The 16,448-nt window shown below is 66.0% G+C and carries 8 protein-coding genes; 5 read left to right on the top strand and 3 right to left on the bottom strand.

Annotation, left to right across the window (positions count from 1 at the left end; all coding sequences use genetic code 11):
- Positions 1 to 35 precede the first annotated feature (35 nt).
- From CWS35_RS40490 to CWS35_RS03915, 5 genes are all read left to right on the top strand, one after another.
- The gene (locus tag CWS35_RS40490) at positions 36 to 7,541 is read left to right on the top strand and encodes an Ig-like domain-containing protein (protein ID WP_157817069.1); all 7,506 of its coding nucleotides are present in this window, start codon (positions 36 to 38) and stop codon (positions 7,539 to 7,541) included.
- Between the two features lie 156 nt (positions 7,542 to 7,697).
- Complete coding sequence (locus CWS35_RS03930; protein ID WP_100950891.1) at positions 7,698 to 8,903, top strand: ABC transporter substrate-binding protein; 1,206 nt, start codon at positions 7,698 to 7,700, stop codon at positions 8,901 to 8,903.
- Positions 8,904 to 8,936: 33 nt separating this feature from the next.
- A complete protein-coding gene (locus CWS35_RS03925; RefSeq protein ID WP_024582670.1) occupies positions 8,937 to 9,731 on the top strand; it encodes an enoyl-CoA hydratase in 795 nt (264 codons plus the stop codon).
- A 3-nt stretch (positions 9,732 to 9,734) separates the two neighbouring features.
- Positions 9,735 to 10,490, top strand: coding sequence for a VOC family protein (locus CWS35_RS03920; protein WP_100950888.1), 756 nt, complete (start codon positions 9,735 to 9,737; stop codon positions 10,488 to 10,490).
- Positions 10,491 to 10,759: 269 nt separating this feature from the next.
- Entirely contained in the window at positions 10,760 to 12,871 is a 2,112-nt protein-coding gene (locus CWS35_RS03915; RefSeq protein WP_100950886.1) for an acetate--CoA ligase family protein, read from the top strand.
- A gap of 195 nt (positions 12,872 to 13,066) precedes the next feature.
- Here the strand turns inward: CWS35_RS03915 and CWS35_RS03910 are convergent, their stop codons facing one another.
- From CWS35_RS03910 to CWS35_RS03900, 3 genes are all read right to left on the bottom strand, one after another.
- Complete coding sequence (locus tag CWS35_RS03910; protein WP_024582673.1) at positions 13,067 to 13,867, bottom strand: enoyl-CoA hydratase/isomerase family protein; 801 nt, start codon at positions 13,865 to 13,867, stop codon at positions 13,067 to 13,069.
- Positions 13,868 to 14,067: 200 nt separating this feature from the next.
- A complete protein-coding gene (locus CWS35_RS03905) occupies positions 14,068 to 15,228 on the bottom strand; it encodes an acyl-CoA dehydrogenase family protein (protein ID WP_024582674.1) in 1,161 nt (386 codons plus the stop codon).
- Between the two features lie 30 nt (positions 15,229 to 15,258).
- Positions 15,259 to 16,326 (bottom strand): acyl-CoA dehydrogenase family protein, encoded by a 1,068-nt coding sequence (locus CWS35_RS03900; RefSeq protein WP_100950884.1) that lies wholly within the window; start codon positions 16,324 to 16,326, stop codon positions 15,259 to 15,261.
- Positions 16,327 to 16,448 lie beyond the last annotated feature (122 nt).

Raw genomic sequence — 16,448 nt, 5'->3', positions numbered from 1 at the left:
CGTTGCGGTTGCTCGCACATATTTCCGAGGTCCTTGTGTCGAATCCCGTTGTTCTGACGCTGACGACCAGCGATCCCGTCCACGACTACACCCAGCTCTATGCCGCGATCACGGCGATCAGCGTCGGCGGTGGCCTCGCCGCGGCCAACACCGATTACGTGATCAACTTCTCGCTGTCGTCCGGCGCGCGCACGCTGCAATTGCTGGACGATCTGCCGGCCATCAATCTGATGAACGGCTCGACACTCACCTTCGACGGCAACTCCGACTACAACAATCAACTCGGTGGCCAGGACTACAGCGACGTCATCGACGCGCGCGGCTATCAGGGCTTCGTCGTCACCTCCGGCACGGTGACGTTCAAGAACCTCTCCATCATCAATGCGGTTGCGAGCGGCGGCAATGGCGGCACCGGCGGCGGTGGTGGCGGCGCGGGACTCGGCGGCGGCCTGTTCGTCGGAGCGAACGCCGACGTCACGCTCAACAATGTCAATTTCGGCAACAACACCGCCAAGGGCGGCGATGGCGGCGCGGTCGATCCAGCCGGCGGCGGCGGTGGTGGTGGCGGCATCGGTGCCGATGGCGGAGCCGGCAATGGCGGCGGCGGCGGTGGCGGCGGCTTCGGCGGCCAAGACTATTACGGTTACCACGGGACCGGCGGCAATGGGTACACCGAGACGGGCTCTAACACCCAGCATCCCTCGACCGGCGCGAACAACGCGGGCGGTACGCCGGCGACGATCGGCGGCGCGGCCGGCGGCGGGCAGGGCGGGGACAATTACGGCGGCATCGGCTACGGCGCGCATGCCGCCGGTGGTGCGAATGGCGGAGGCGGCGGTGGCGGTGTCGGCGGTGGTGGCGGCGGCATCGGTGGCGGCAATTCGACTGCCAACGGTCTCGGTGCTGGCTTCGGCGGAACGGGTGGTATCGGCGGCGGCGGCGGCGGCGGCATCTTCGCCGGTGGCAATGGCGGCTTCGCCGGCGGCGGCGGCGGATCCGGCAACGGCAGCGGATATGCGCATACCGGCGGCAATGGCGGATTTGGCGGCGGTGGCGGCGGTTCGAACGGCACGCCCGGCACCGGCGGCTTCGGCGCGGGCAATGGCTCGCTCGCGGGCGGTGGCGGCGGCGGGCTTGGCGCCGGCGGCGACATCTTCGTCCAGCAGGGCGGCAAGCTGACCGTCATCGGCGGCACCCTGACGAATGGCACCGAGATCGGCGGCACCGGCGCCAACGGCGCCGGCAATGGCTCCGCCTATGGCGGCATCTTCATCCAGGGCACGATGACCGTCACGCCGACGCACACCGTGCCGACGGCGACCCAGGGATTGCAGACCGTCACCACGCTGACGATCGCCGACACCATCGCGGATGAAAGGGGTATCAGCGGCACCGGCACGAGCGGGAAGCTGGTCGTCTCCGGCGGCGGCACGCTGACACTGACCGGCGCCAACAGCTACGTCGGCGGCACCCAGATCGACGGCGGCAACACGCTCGCGATCGCCGCCGATAACAACATCGGCGGCTCGGCGGGCGCGCTGATCCTCAACGGCGGCACGCTGACCACGAGCGGCGGCTACACCTTCACCCACGACATTCAGGTCACCGCCAATGGCGGTACCTTCAACATCTCGTCCGGCACGATCGCCGACACCGGCTCGATCAGCGGCTCCGGCACGTTCACGCTATCTGGCGCCGGCACCTTGCAACTCGGGCTCGGTCAGCTCGCCGGATTGACCGGCACGCTCAACCTGAATGGTGGCCATCTCGGGTTGACCACCGGCGGAATCTTTGACGACGCGATCGTCGTGAACGGCAGCACATCCGTTGCGGTCGGGACCGGCGCGACCGTCACTGACACCGCGCTGATCAGCGGCGGCGGCAATCTCGGCATCGACGGCGGCGGCACCTTCGTGCTCAGCCATGCCAACACCTATGGCAGCACCACGATCTATTCGGGGACAGCCTGGCTCACGACCTATGGCGCCGCCGGCACCGGCAACATCTCCTTCAGCACGGGGCTTGCCGGCACGCTGAAGATCGACAATGCCGCGCTGAACGGCAATGCGTTCACCAACACGATCTCGAATTTCAATCCCGGTCAGAAGATCGATCTCACCGGGCTGCAATACAACACCCTGAACCCGTCGCTCAACACGGTCAGCCTGTCCGGCAACACGCTCTCGATCTCCAACGGCACCACGACTGATACGTTGACTGTGAACGGGCTCGACGGCGGCACCCGCTTCCAGCTCACGCAGGATGCGACCGGCGGCACGATCGTGCAGATCATCTCGACCCGGGTGTTCAACGTCGCCAGCGTCGCCGATCTCAATGCGGCGATCCTGCAAATGGACTCTGGCGGACAGAACGCCGCGCAGAACGCCAATTACACGATCAACATCACGGCCAATTTCAGCCTGACGTCGGAGTTGTACGCTTTCAACCTGCTGAGCGGATCGAGCGTCACCATCAACGGCAGCGATGGCCATGGCGGTACCTACACAATCGACGGCCTCAACGCCCAGCGTGGCTTCTTCGTCTATGCAGGCAACGTCAATCTGGAAAACCTGACCATCCAGAACACGGTGGCGGCGGGCGGCGGTGTCGTCCGCGGTGGCGGCGGTGGCGGTGCCGGGCTCGGCGGCGCGCTGTTCATCTCGTCGAACGGCAGCGCGACGATCGACAATGTCATCTTCCACAACAGCGCCGCGATCGGAGGCAATGGCGGCAGCGGCGGCACCGGAAGTATCACCAGCTTCTACGGCCTGGGCGGCGGCGGCGGGATGGGCGGCCGCGGCGGAAGCAGCGGCGGCGGCGGCATCGGTCTTGGCGCCCAAGGCTCCGACTCCGTTGTCAGTTCCAACGGTGCGGGTGGCATTGTGCCTGGCACAGCCGGCGGCGGCAGAGGCAGCGATGGATACGACTTTCCCTATATGGGCGGGTACATCCACAACTACCGATCAGGCGGGGCAGGCGGTGCCAATGGCGGCGGTGGCGGCGCCGGGGGCGATGTCGGCATCAATACCCGCGCGAACGGGGCCGGCGGCGGCATCGGCGGCGGCAACGCGCTTGACGGCGGCAATGGCGGCTACGGCGGTGGCGGCGGCGCGGGTGGCAATGGCGGCTACGGCGGTGGCGGTGGCTACGGCGGCAATGGTGGCTTCGGCGGCGGTGGCGGCATCGGCGCGATGGGCGGCTTCGGGGGCGGCAATGGCGGCACCAATGGCAACGGCGCGCCGGGTGGTGGTGGTGGCCTTGGCGCCGGCGGCACCGTCTTCGTCCAGCAAGGCGGCTCGCTGACCATCAAGGGCGGCTCGCTCTCCAACGATTCGGGCTTCAATGCGGTCGCCGGCGGCACTGATGGCAGTGGCCAGGCCAGCGGCTCGGGCTTGGGCTCCGGCATCTTCATCCAGGGCAACAACACGCTCAGCTTCGCGCCAGTCAGCGGCCAGACGCTCACCGTCGCCAACGACATCGCCGACCAGAGCGGCAATGGCGGCACCGGCGCCAATGCCGGCACCGGCAGCGTCGCCATCAGCGGTGGCGGCACCGTCGTGCTCGGCGGCACCAACAGCTACACCGGCAACACCACGGTCAGTGGCGCCGGCACCGTGATTTCGATTTCAGCCAACGTCAATCTCGGCGCGGTCACCAGCATCCTGAAGCTGGGCGATGGCACCGGCATCAGCTTCACCGGAAGCTTCACGCAGACCCACAACATCACCGTCGCCGGCGATCCGACCTTCAATGTCGCCGCCGGTCAAACCGTGACCCAGAGCGGCGTCATCTCCGACGGCGCCGCACCTGGCGATGTCGAGGTGACAGGCGGCGGCCGGCTGGTGCTTTCAGCGTACAACACCTATTCAGGCGGCACCGTCATCAAGGGTGCCACCCTCGAACTGGCAGCGAATGGCGCCGCGGGATCAGGCGCGATCGCTTTCACCGACGGCACCGTCGACAAGCTGGTGCTCGATGCCGCGGCGTTCTCGGGCACGGCGTTCGGCACGTCGATCACCGGCTTCGGCGGCGGCGACACCATCGACTTTGCCAACATCGCCTACGACGCGACGGCGACGCTGTCCTATGCCAACGGCGTGCTGCTGGTGAAGAGCAGCGGCGGCACGGTCCTCGCGTCGCTCAATCTGACCTTCGGGCTCGGCGGCTCGGCGAGCTCGCTGATGCTCGCCTCCGACGGCTCCGCCACGCCGCATCTCGAGATCAGCGCGCAAGCAGCCATCATCTCGGTCACCGCTGATACCACCGGTCACGTCACGGTCCTGAACGCCGGCAAGGTCGTCACCATATCGGTCAATTTCAGCAACACCGTCAGCGTGACCGGCGCGCCGCAATTGCTGCTCAACGACGGCAAGGCTGCGACCTATCTCAGCGGCAGCGGCTCGCACACGCTGGTGTTCAGCTACAACGTGCAGGACGGCGACAACACCTCCGATCTTCAGGTGCAGAGCCTTTCGCTCAATGCCGGCACCATCAAGGATCCGGGCGGCCAGGACGCTGGACTGGGCCGTGCGGCAACGGACCTGCATCTCGTGGTCGACACCGCGGCGCCGACCGTGTCGGTGACGGCGAGTGCAACCGCGCTGCTGGCCGGGCAGACCTCGACCGTCACCTTCACCTTCTCCGAGGCGGTCACGGGCTTCGCGCTGTCGGATACGACGGTGAGCGGCGGCACGTTGAGCAACCTCGTCCATGTCGGCCTCAACGCCTCGCACCAGGACATCTACACCGCGACCTTCACGCCTGACGTGACCAACGCCGAGGCAGGCTCGGTGCAGGTCAATGCGTCGAGCTATGCCGACAGCGCGGGAAATGCCGGCGCGGCGAGCAGCACGGTGAGTTTCACCGGCGACACCAAGGCGCCGACGGTGCAGGTCACCGCCGATCACAACACGCTGACCGCCGGCGATAGCGCCGTGGTCACCTTCACCTTCTCCGAAGCCGTCACCGGCTTCGGGCTTGGCGATGTCACGGTCCTAGGCGGCACGTTGGGTAATCTCAGCCATGTCGGCGTCGATAGCTCCGGCCACGACGTCTACACCGCGACCTTCACGCCCGACGCGACCAACACCGAGGCGGGCTCGGTGCAGGTCAATGCGTCGAGCTATACCGACGTCGCCGGCAATTCCGGCGCGGCGAGCAACACCATCAGCTTCACTGGCGACACCAAGGCGCCGACCGTGTCGGTGGCCGCCGATCACAGCGCGCTGCTGGCCGGACAGACCGCGGTGGTGACCTTCACCTTCTCCGAGGCCGTCGCCAGCTTCGCGCTCAATGACGTCACCGTCCATGGCGGCGCGCTGGGCAGCCTCGTCCATGTCGGCGTCAACGGATCCGGTCAGGACATCTACACCGCGACCTTCACGCCGGACGCGACCAACGCCGAGGCGGGCTCGATAAAGGTCAACGCATCCAGTTACAGCGACACGGCCGGCAATGCCGGCGGAGCCAGCAACACGGTCAACTTCACCGGCGATACGCTGGCGCCGACGGTGTCGGTCACGCTCAACCCGGACACGGTGCTGGCCGGCGACGTCTCGGTCGCGACCTTCGCCTTCTCGGAGGCTGTCTCGGGCTTCACGCTCGCCGGCACCACCGTGCATGGCGGCGTGCTGAGCAATCTCGTGCATGTCGGGCTCAACGGCTCCGGCCACGACATCTACACCGCGACCTTCACGCCTGACGTCAGCGACACCGAGGCGGGCTCGGTGAAGGTCAATGCGTCCAGTTACAGCGACACGGCGGGGAATGCCGGCGCCGCGAGCAACACAGCCACGATCGGTGGCGATACGCTGGCGCCGACGGTGTCGATCGCGGCGGACCGCAACGCGCTGCTGGCGGGCCAGACCGCGCTGGTGACGTTCACCTTCTCCGAACAGCTCGCGAGCTTCGCGCTCAGTGACGTCACCGTGCATGGCGGGACGTTGGGACATCTGGTTCATGTCGGCGTCAATGCGTCGGGCCAGGACATCTACACGGCGACCTTCACGCCAGATGAGAGCAACGCCGAGGTCGGGTCGGTGCAGGTCAGGGCGTCGAGCTATACCGACGTCGCGGGCAACGCGGGCGCGGCGAGCGGTACCATCAATTTCACCGGCGATACCAAGGCGCCGACGGTGTCGGTCGCGGCGACCCCGAGCTCGGTGCTGGCCGGCCAGACGTCGGTCGTCACCTTCACCTTCTCGGAGCACGTCACGGGCTTTGCGCTCACCGACACCGTCGTCGCCGGCGGTGCGCTGAGCAATCTGGTCCATGTCGGGCTCAACGTGTCGGGCCAGGATGTCTACACCGCGACCTTCACGCCAGATATCAACGACGTGCTGGCGGGCTCGATCCGGGTCACGGCCTCGAGCTATGCCGACGATGCCGGCAATGCCGGCACGGCGAGCAATACCGCTTCGATCGGCGGCGATACGCATTCGCCGACGGTGTCGGTGATGGCCGATCACACTTTGCTGCGCGCGGGCGATACGGCGCGCATGACGTTCACCTTCTCGGAGGCCGTCGCGGGCTTCGGGCTCGGCGACGTCGCCGTCCATGGCGGCACGCTGAGCGGCCTGGTTCATGTCGGCCTCAACGGGTTGGGCCAGGATATCTACACCGCATTCTTCACGCCTGACGTCACCGACCATCTGTCGGCCGACCTGTCCGTCGTTGGTGCGAGCTACGCCGACGTCGCCGGCAATGCCGGCGCGGCAAGCGGCACCATCAATTTCTCCGGTGATACCAAGGCGCCATCGGCCCCAAGGCTGGCGTTGCACCAGGACACCGGTTTCTCCGGTGCCGATCACATCACCAGCAATGCGCTGATCGACTACACGAGGTCCGACCCGGCCGATACGCTGCGCTTCAAGGCAGATGGTGCGTCGAGCTTCTCCACGGTGGCGCCGGTGTTCACGACCGACGGCGTGCATACCGTGACGGTGCAGGAGGTCGATGCCGCCGGCAATGTCAGCGCATCTTCGAGCCTGACCTTCACCCTCGACACGACAGCGCCCCATCTCACCGGCATCACCGCGACGCCGTCCGGTGGCGCGGCGGCGACCGGCGCGCTGGTGCAATTGACCGTCGGTTTCAACGAGGCGGTTCACGTCAATGGCGGAACGCCAACCCTGACGTTGAACGATGGCGGCAGCGCAATCTATGATGCCGCCGCGACGGCGCTGCTCGGCGATCCCTCGAAACTGGTGTTCGATCACATCGTGTCGTCGACGGATCGCGCCGCCGCGCTGGCCGTGACCGGTTTCACCTCGAATGGCGCCAACGTCGTGGATCTGGCCGGCAATGCGGCCTCGCTGTCGGCCGTGTCCGCCGTGTTCGACGCGCTGCACATCAACGAGACCATCGCGCCGGCCTACACGCTCGGACCGATCACGCGGCCGGAGCTGCATCTTGATCTGGGCGGTCACGTCATCATGGATGCGGCAGCATCGGCATTCGCCGGACAATATGGCATGCAGTATCTGTTCCTCGGCCTGCCGCCCGGAACGCCGTATCAGACCGTCCCCGACTTTCATCTCTGATCGCTGCGCCGCGAGCTCCGGCGCAGCATCTCATTCCGCTTGATGGAAAACAGATTGCTGTCCTGTGCGGCTTGCTGCAGTGCGGGCCATGCGGCATGATCCGCCCCTCGAAACGGACCTGATGGAATGAGGTCCGCGCTTCAACGGGAGGATTTGATGAGACGAGTTTTGGCCGGCGTGTTGGCCTGTGTGTTTGCGATCTCGGCGAATGCGTCGCTGGCGCAGGACAAGCCTCCGCTGAAGCTCGGCGGCATCCTCGACATGTCGAGCCTCTATGCCGACATCACCGGCTCGGGCAGCGAAACCGCGGCCAAGATGGCGGCTGAGGACTTTGGCGGTACGGTGCTCGGCCGCAAGATCGAGATCGTGGTCGGCGACCATCTCAACAAGGCCGACCTGTCGGCCAACATCGCCCGCGACATGATCGACAATCAGGGCGTCGAGATGATCTTCGACGTCGCAGCCTCCGCCACCGCGCTCGCCGCGGCCGAGATCGCCAAGGCGCGCAACAAGATCATCATCTTCAACGGCCCGGGCTCGATCCGCCTCTCCAACGAGGCCTGCGGCCCCTATACCGTGCACTATGTGTTCGACACCTTCGCGCAGGCCAATGTGACCGGCCTTGCCGCGGTGAAATCCGGCCTCGACACCTGGTTCTTCCTCACCGCCGATTACGCCTTCGGCCAGGACCTCGAAAAGGACACCAGCAATGTCGTGATCAAGTCGGGCGGCAAGGTGCTCGGCAGCGTGCGGCATCCGATCAACACCTCGGACTTCTCGTCCTTCCTGCTGCAAGCACAGGCCTCGAAAGCCAAGGTGATCGGGCTTGCCAATGCCGGCGGCGACACCATCAACGCGATCAAGCAGGCCGCCGAGTTCGGACTGACCAAGAGCGGCCAGAGGTTGTCGCCGCTGTTGGCCTTCGTCACCGATATCGACAGCGTCGGGCTCGAGACCGCGCAGGGCCTGCTGCTCGCGGAAGCGTTCTATTGGGACTTCAATGACGACACCCGCGCGTTCTCCAAGCGTTTCATGGAGCGCACCAAGCGGGTGCCGACCTCGGCGCAGGCCGGCGTCTATTCCTCCGTGCTGCACTATTTGAACGCGGTGAAGACCGCCGGCACCACCGATGCGGCCGCCGTCATGAAGGTGATGAAGGAAACCCCGATCAACGACATGTTCGCCAAGAACGGCCGGATTCGCGAGGACGGCCGCATGGTCCACGACATGTACTTGTTCGAGGTCAAGAAGCCCTCGGAATCGAAGGGCCGCTGGGACGACTACAAGCTGCTCGCGACCGTGCCAGGCGATCAGGCATTCCAGCCGCTGGCGGACTCGCGCTGTCCGCTGGTGAAGAAGTGACGAATTGAAAACAACAACGAAAGGCAAAACGCCATGAGCGATAACCAGATGGTCCTTCAATCCCTCGACAAGGGCCTGCTCACCATCACCATGAACCGCCCGGATCGGCGCAATGCGCTCAATCCCGACATGACGCAGGGTCTCGTCGAGGCGGCGCGGCGGGCGCAGGACGATACCGAGGTGCGCGCGGTGCTGATCAGGGGCGCCGGCGGCACCTTCTGCGTCGGCGGTGACGTCAAGTCGATGGCGGCCGGCCGCGCGCCGCTGCCGTTTGAGGCCAAGATGGCCAACCTGCGCCGCGGCATGGAGGTCTCGCGGATCCTGCACCAGATGCCGAAGCCGGTGGTGGCGCAGCTCGACGGCGCGGCAGCAGGCGCCGGCCTCTCGATCGCGCTGTCCTGCGACCTCCGCGTCGCCAGCGCGTCCTGCAAGATCACCACGGCTTTCGCCAAGGTCGGCTTCTCCGGTGACTATGGCGGCACCTACTTCCTCACCAAGATGCTCGGCAGCGCCAAGGCGCGCGAGCTGTACTTGATGTCGCCGGTGCTGTCGGCGCAGGAGGCCTTCAACCTCGGCATGGTCTCCAAGGTGGTGCCCGATGCCGATGTCGAGGCCGAGACGCTGGAGCTGGCGCGTTCGCTGGCGCAGGGCCCGTCGGTCGCGCTCGGCTACATCAAGCGCAACATCAACAATGCCGAGACCATGACGCTCGAGGCCTGCTTCGACGGCGAGGCGATCCACCACACCCGCGCCGGCGAGACCACCGACCACAAGGAAGCGGCCAAAGCTTTCGTCGAGAAGCGCAAGCCCACCTTCCAGGGGCAGTAAGCCATGACCGGGTATATGCGGCTGCGGCAGATCTGCCTGGTGGCGCCGCAGCTTGCGCCCGTGATCGCCGATATCTCCACGATCATGGGGCTCGATGTCTGTTACCGCGACGGTAATGTCGCCAAGTATGGGCTCGAAAACGCGCTGCTGCCGGTCGATACAATTCTGCTGGAGGTCGTCGCACCGTTTCAGCCGGGGCCGGGCACGGCGGCCGGCCGCTTCATCGAGAAGACCGGCGGCCGCGGCGGCTACATGGCGATCTTCGCTTGCGAGGATCCCGACGCGCGCGGCGCCAAGGCCAATGCGATGGGCGTGCGCACCGCGAACGTCATCACGCATGCGCCCTATCATGGCGTGCAGCTGCATCCGCGCGACTGCCGCGCGGCCTTCATCGAGTTCAACCACACCGACGGCAGCGACGACATCCTGGGGCCGTACCCGCCGGCCGGCCCGGACTGGCAGACGTCGATCCGCAAGGACACGACCCTGGCGCTGACCGAGGTCGAGATGCAGAGCCCGGAGCCCGAGGCGTTGGCGGCGCATTGGGGCAAGATCGTCGGCATTGCTGCCGATGGTGCCACGGTGAAGCTGCCGAACAGCACCTTCCGCTTCGTCCAGGGCGATAGCGAGATCATGAGCGGCTTGACGTTCAAGGTCGTCGATAAGGCCAAGGTGCTGGGGACGGCGAAAGCCAAAGGCTGCGTGGTTGATGGCGATCAGTTCCAGCTTTGCGGTGTGACGTTCAAGCTGACGGCGTGATGTTGTAACCCGGATGCAGCGAAGCAAAATCGGGGATCGCGCTCTCAGCGGATAGGCCGTCCCCGGATTGCGCTGCGCTGCATCCGGGCCACGCGGCCCGTCATCCTGAGGAGCGCGTAGCGCGTCTCGAAGGATGCACGGCCCGGCTGGTGGCCGATTCATCCTTCGAGATGGCCGCGTTGCGGCCTCATCAGGATGACGGGGTGAGGTTGAGCTCATCCCAACGATCCAATATCGTCGAACGCAACGATAACAATTGGAACGCGCCCATGCCGCATCCGCTCGATACCTTCTTTGCCCCAAAGAGCATCGCGCTGATCGGCGCGTCGCGCGATCACGAGAAGATACCCGGCCGGCTGCTCGCGATGCTGCGCAAGAACGGCTATCCGGGCGCGCTCTATCCGATCAACCCGAACTATGACGAGATAGACGGCTTGAAATGCTTCAAGTCGATCGCCGATATCGGTGCGCCGATCGATCTCGCCGTCATCGTCATTCCCGCCCGCGCGGTGCTGACGGCGCTGGAGCAGTGCGCGGCGGCCGGCGTCAAGAACGCGGTCATCATCTCCTCCGGCTTTGCCGAGGAGGGTGGCGACAGCGCCGACATGCAGGACGCGATCGTGGCGCTGGCGAAGCGAACCGGGATACGAATCTCCGGTCCCAACGCCGAAGGCTTCTACAGCCAGATGCAGAAGGTCGCCGCGACCTTCAGCCCGACCGTCGACGTCAAGCCGGATGCGCCGGTCCTGGTCGCGAGCCAGCGGCGGATCGGCATCGTCGCGCAGAGCGGCGGCATCGGCTTTGCGATCTATCATCGCGCCAAGGCGCTTGGCGTCGCGTTGAGCTACGTCGTCAGCGCCGGCAATGAGAGCGATCTCGGCGCCGGCGAGTTTCTCGACTACATGGTGCAGGATGCCTCGACCGACGTGATCCTGCTGTTCATCGAAGGCATTCGCGACGTCGACAAGTTCCTGGCCGCGGCGAAGCGCGCGGCGGAGATCAGGAAACCCGTGATCGTCACCAAGGTCGGCCGTTCCGGCGCCGGCGAGCGTGCGGCGGCCTCGCACACCGCGAGCATGGCGGGCTGGTCGGCGGCCTATGATGCCGTCTTCGCGAAATACGGCTTCATCGTCTCCAACGATCTCGATGAGGCCGTGACGATTGCTGCCGTGTTGACCACCAATCCGCTGCCGAAGGGCGATCGCGTCGCGGTGCTCACCGTGTCTGGCGGCGCTGGTATCTGGGGCGCCGATACCGTCTCGATGCAGGGCCTGCGGGTCCCGGAGCTTTCCGCCGGAATCCAGAACCAGATCAAGCAATGGATGCCGTCCTATGGCGCGGCGGGCAATCCCGTCGACGTCACCGCGCAGGGCGTCTCCTCCGGCGGTTTGCAGAAGAGCATCGAGTTGTTCGACGCGTCAGATGAAGTGGACGCGACGCTGGTCGTGCTGTCGCTGTCGAGCGAGACGCGGATGCCGTTCAAGGAGGCCGAGCTGAAGCCGCTGATCGCGGCGCAGCGCAAGCCGGTGGTGTTCTATTCCTACACGCTGCCGTCGCCATTCGCGCGGCGGGAGCTGGCGAAATCCGGCGTGGTGGTGCTGTCGGGACTGACCCATGTCGGCGTCGCGATGCGGCGGCTGGCGGATTATGCCGGCTTCGCGCCGGCGCCGGGGATCGCAGCAACGTCGCCGGCGCGCGATCTCTCCGCGCATCTGAAGGCGAAGACGCTCTCCGAACATGACAGCAAGTCGCTGTTGCGCGCGGCCGGCGTCGCGTTGCCGGACGAAGTGCTGGTGACCGATCGCCACGGGCTCGACGCTGCGATCGAGCGGGCCGGATTTCCACTGGTCATGAAGATCCAGTCGCCGGCGATCGCGCACAAGAGCGAGGTCGGCGGCGTCCGCGTCAACATCGCAGCCAAGGGCGCGGCGTTCACCGCCTATCGCGACATGCTGGAGACGGTGCAGAAGGCGCGGCCGGACGCCGCGATCCAGGGGGTGCTGGTCGGGCCGATGGCCAGGAAGGGCGTCGAGATCATCGTCGGCACGATGACGGACAAGACCTTCGGGCCAATGGTGATGGTGGGGCTCGGCGGCATCACCACCGAGCTGTTCAAGGACGTGGTCTATCGCCCGGCGCCGGTCAGCGCGGCGGAGGCAACCGCGATGCTGGCGACACTGAAGGCCGCGCCGCTGTTGCACGGTTTTCGTGGGGCGCCGAAGGCGGATGTCGCGGCGCTTGCGCAGTTGATCTCGCAGATTTCAGTACTGGCGGCGCAGCATCGAAGCGAGATTGCCGAGATCGAGGTCAATCCGGTGCTGGTGCATCCGGAGGGGCAGGGCGTCACGATTGTCGATGCGCTGGTGGTGCCGAGGAGTTAATCAACCCCGTCATTCCGGGACATCGCGAAGCGATGGGCCCGGAATCCATACTCACGATCATGGTTATCGATTCCGGGCTCGCGACTGCGTCGCGCCCCGGAATGACGGGCGGAAAGAGAATGGTGTGCCCCTTCCGCGGGCCGCGGCGTATGGGTCCCGGCTTTCGCCGGGACGACCATGTGGAGGGAGCCGAGGCTACCGCCCCTTGAAGTTGGCGACGCGGCGCTCGGCGGTGGCCTTGACGCCTTCCTTGAAGTCTTCGGTCGCGCGCAGCTTGGTCTGCTCCTCCAGCTCATGGTTGGTCGCGGCGAGCACGCGGTCGGCGAGGCCGGCGCGCATGGTGGCGCGGGTCGAGACCAGGCCGAGCGGGGAGCATTCGGCGATCTCCTGCGCGAGCTTCATTGCCTCCGCGCGAACCTGGTCCTGCGGCACCAGCACATTGGCGAGGCCCCAGCGATAGGCCTCTTCGCCGGTGACGCGGCGGCTGGTGTAGAACATCAGTTCGGCATTGTTCTTGCCGATCAGCTCCGGCAGCGTCGTCGTCAGGCCGAAGCCCGGATGGAAGCCGAGCTTGGTGAAGTTCGCGGCGAAGCGCGCTTCCGGGCAGGCGACGCGGAAGTCGGCCGAGACCGCAAGGCCGAGACCGCCGCCGATCGCGGCGCCATGGATCGCGGCGACGATCGGCTTCTTGTTGCGGAAGATGCGGACCGCCTGAACGTAGAGATGGTTGATCGGCAGGTTCGAGGCCGGATCGCTCTTGGCGCGCTCCTCCTGCTCCTGGCGGGCCGGGTCGCCGAAATTGGCGCCGGCGCAGAACGCCTTGCCCTGGGCTGCGAGCACCGAAGCGCGGATCTCGATGTTGTTGTCGAACTCCTCCAGCGCGTCGGCGATCTGGTTAATCAGCGCGACGTCGAAGAAGTTCAGCGGCGGCTTGCGGATTTCGATCAGGCCGACATGGCCGTGGGTCTCGACGCCGATATCAGTGTACTTGGTCATCTCTTGTCTCCGGTAAGGCTGCTATCTCTCGGTGCGATCGGTGTCACCTCTCCCAAGGGGAGAGGTCGATTTGCGCGAGCAAATCGGGTGAGGGGTTGTGCTCTCTCGATAGACCGTAATCCCTCACCCGGCGCTATGCGCCGACCTCTCCTTCCGGGAGAGGTCGATCGAGCGCCTGGCTGGGTCATCGATCTCATCGACTAACGCAAACCGAGCCCGCGGGCGATGATGCCGCGCAGTACCTCGGTGGTGCCGCCCTGGATCGTCAGCTTGGGTGCGGTCTTGATGGCGAAATCGAGCTGCTTCTCCAGCGTCTCGCGGTTGGTCGCGGTCTCCTCGACGAAGGCCGCGAGATCGCGCACGCGATGCGGCAGCTGCTGCTCCCACACCGTGCCGATGTCCTTGACGATGGAGGCTTCCACCACCGGCTCCTTGCCGGCTTGCAGCATGCCGGCGACGGACACCGACATGCGGCGCATGGTGTGCACCTGCGCCACCAGGCGGCCGATGCCCTCGGCGCTGCGAGTGTCCGGATTCTTGCCGACCGCACGCACCAGCTCGGTGAGCACGTAATACGTCTCGAGGAAGCGCTCGGGGCCGCTTCGCTCATAGGCGAGCTCTGATGTTGCCTGCTTCCAGGCGCCATCGACTTCGCCCAGCACGTGATCCTCCGGCACGAAGTAATCGGTGAACACGACCTCGTTGAACTCGAACTGGCCGGTGATCTGGCCGATCGGATTCACCTGGATGCCCGGCTGCTTCATCTTGACCAGGAACTGGGTCAGGCCGTGGCGGCGGTTTTCCTTGGTCGGCGGCGAGGTGCGGAAGATCGCGATCATGTAGTCGGCGATGTGCGCCGACGAGGTCCAGATCTTGGTGCCGTTGATCAGGTAACCGCCGTCGGTCTTGGTCGCGCGGGTCTTCGCCGCGAACAGATCGGAGCCGGAGTTCGGTTCGCTCATGCCGATGGCGAAGCAGACCTCGCCGCGGCAGATCCGCGGCAGGATGTCCATCTTGATGTGCTCGGGGGCGTATTTCAGCAGCACCGGGCCGCTCTGGCGGTCCGCGACGAAGAAGCGCCGGGTCGGCGCGTTCGCCACCCGCATCTCCTCGGTCACCACGTAGCGTTCGAGGAACGAGCGCTCCTGGCCGCCATATTTCTTGGGCCAGGTCATGCCGAGCCAGCCCTTGGCGCCGACGCGGCGGGAGAATTCCGGCGCGTCATTGTCCTCGCGGTTCGGCGCGTGGGGATCGAAGGTGCCGGCGGCGATTTCCTCGGCGAGGAAGGCACGCACTTCCTTGCGGAGCTGCTCGCATTTCTCGGGCAGGCGGATCGGATCGAAACGAAGGGCTGCAGTCATGATGTCCAGTCCTGATTGTTCTGCCTGATCTCAGCGCGAAGCCACCAGCGGCCACAATTCATCGGCGCCACGGTCGGCGACGAGCTTGCCGAGCTCGACCGCCCAGTGGCTCTCCGAGCCGAAATCGTCGCGCCACGCCAGTGCGCGCAGCGAATAACGGTGCAGGATGTGCTCGATGGTGAAACCGATCGCGCCGTGCACCTGGTGGGCGATGCTGCTGCCCTTCTCGGCCGCTTCCGAGCAGCGGATCTTCGCCGCCGCGGCTTCGAGGAACACCGCATCGCTATGCAGCGAGGTGGCGTTGACGATGGTGTCCGCCGCCGACGTCGCGGCAGCCAGTGCCGCGGCGTTCTCGCCGGCGAGGCGGGCGAGGTTGTGCTGCACGGCTTGGAATTTGGAGATCTTCTTCTCGAAGGCGACACGCTCGTTGGAATAGCGCACCGAGATGTCGAGCATCGCTTCCAGCGCGCCCGCGATTTGCAGGCTGCGCACCACGCCGCCCATCAGCATCAGTGTGGTCTGGTCGAAGTCCTTGGGGGCCGGCTTGGTGGTGACCGGCTGCACCTTGTCGAGCGTGACGGTGTCGTTATGATCACCGCCAAGTCCGGTGCTGGATTCGATCCGGCACTTCGCGGCATCGACCAGCGCGATCGAGATGCCGTCCTTGCCGCTTGCCAGCACCGCGAAATGTTTCGCGTCCTTGGCGAACGGCACGCGACGGGCGCGGCCGGTGAGCGAACCATCGGCGTTGAGTGTGACGCGATCCTTCGGGCTCGCAGGGACAACCGTCATCTCGCCTTCCGGCGAGGTAATCTTGCCCTGCGTCAATAGCCAGCCGGCCAGCATTGTTTCGGCCAGCGGAACAGCGATCGCATGCCGCCCGGCGACGTTGAGGACGCTGAATCCTTCGGCGAGGCTGGCGCCGGAACCGCCGAGATCGTCAGGCACCCAGGACAGCGGCAGGCCGGCGTCGGTCAACGCCTGCCACAGCGGCGCCTTCCACGCGCCCTTCTTGTCGTGATTGATGGTCTGGGCATCCGCGAGATCGGCGAAAATCTTTTCCGCGGTCTCGGCGACGATGTTTTCACTCTCCGCCACAGCGTTCCTCGTGTTGATTGGCTTGGGTCCGGCCGTTCGGCAGGGCCTGCGTGCGATGTTGTCTTGCGCTCAATGATGCGGAAAAGCCATAGCCGTGACAAGCGTTGCCCGCAGGGCCACTT

The organism is Bradyrhizobium sp. SK17 (assembly GCF_002831585.1).
Classification (GTDB): Bacteria; Pseudomonadota; Alphaproteobacteria; order Rhizobiales; family Xanthobacteraceae; genus Bradyrhizobium.
The sequence above is the reverse complement of the archived record's forward strand: the minus strand, read 5'-3'. Positions and strand labels throughout refer to the sequence as shown.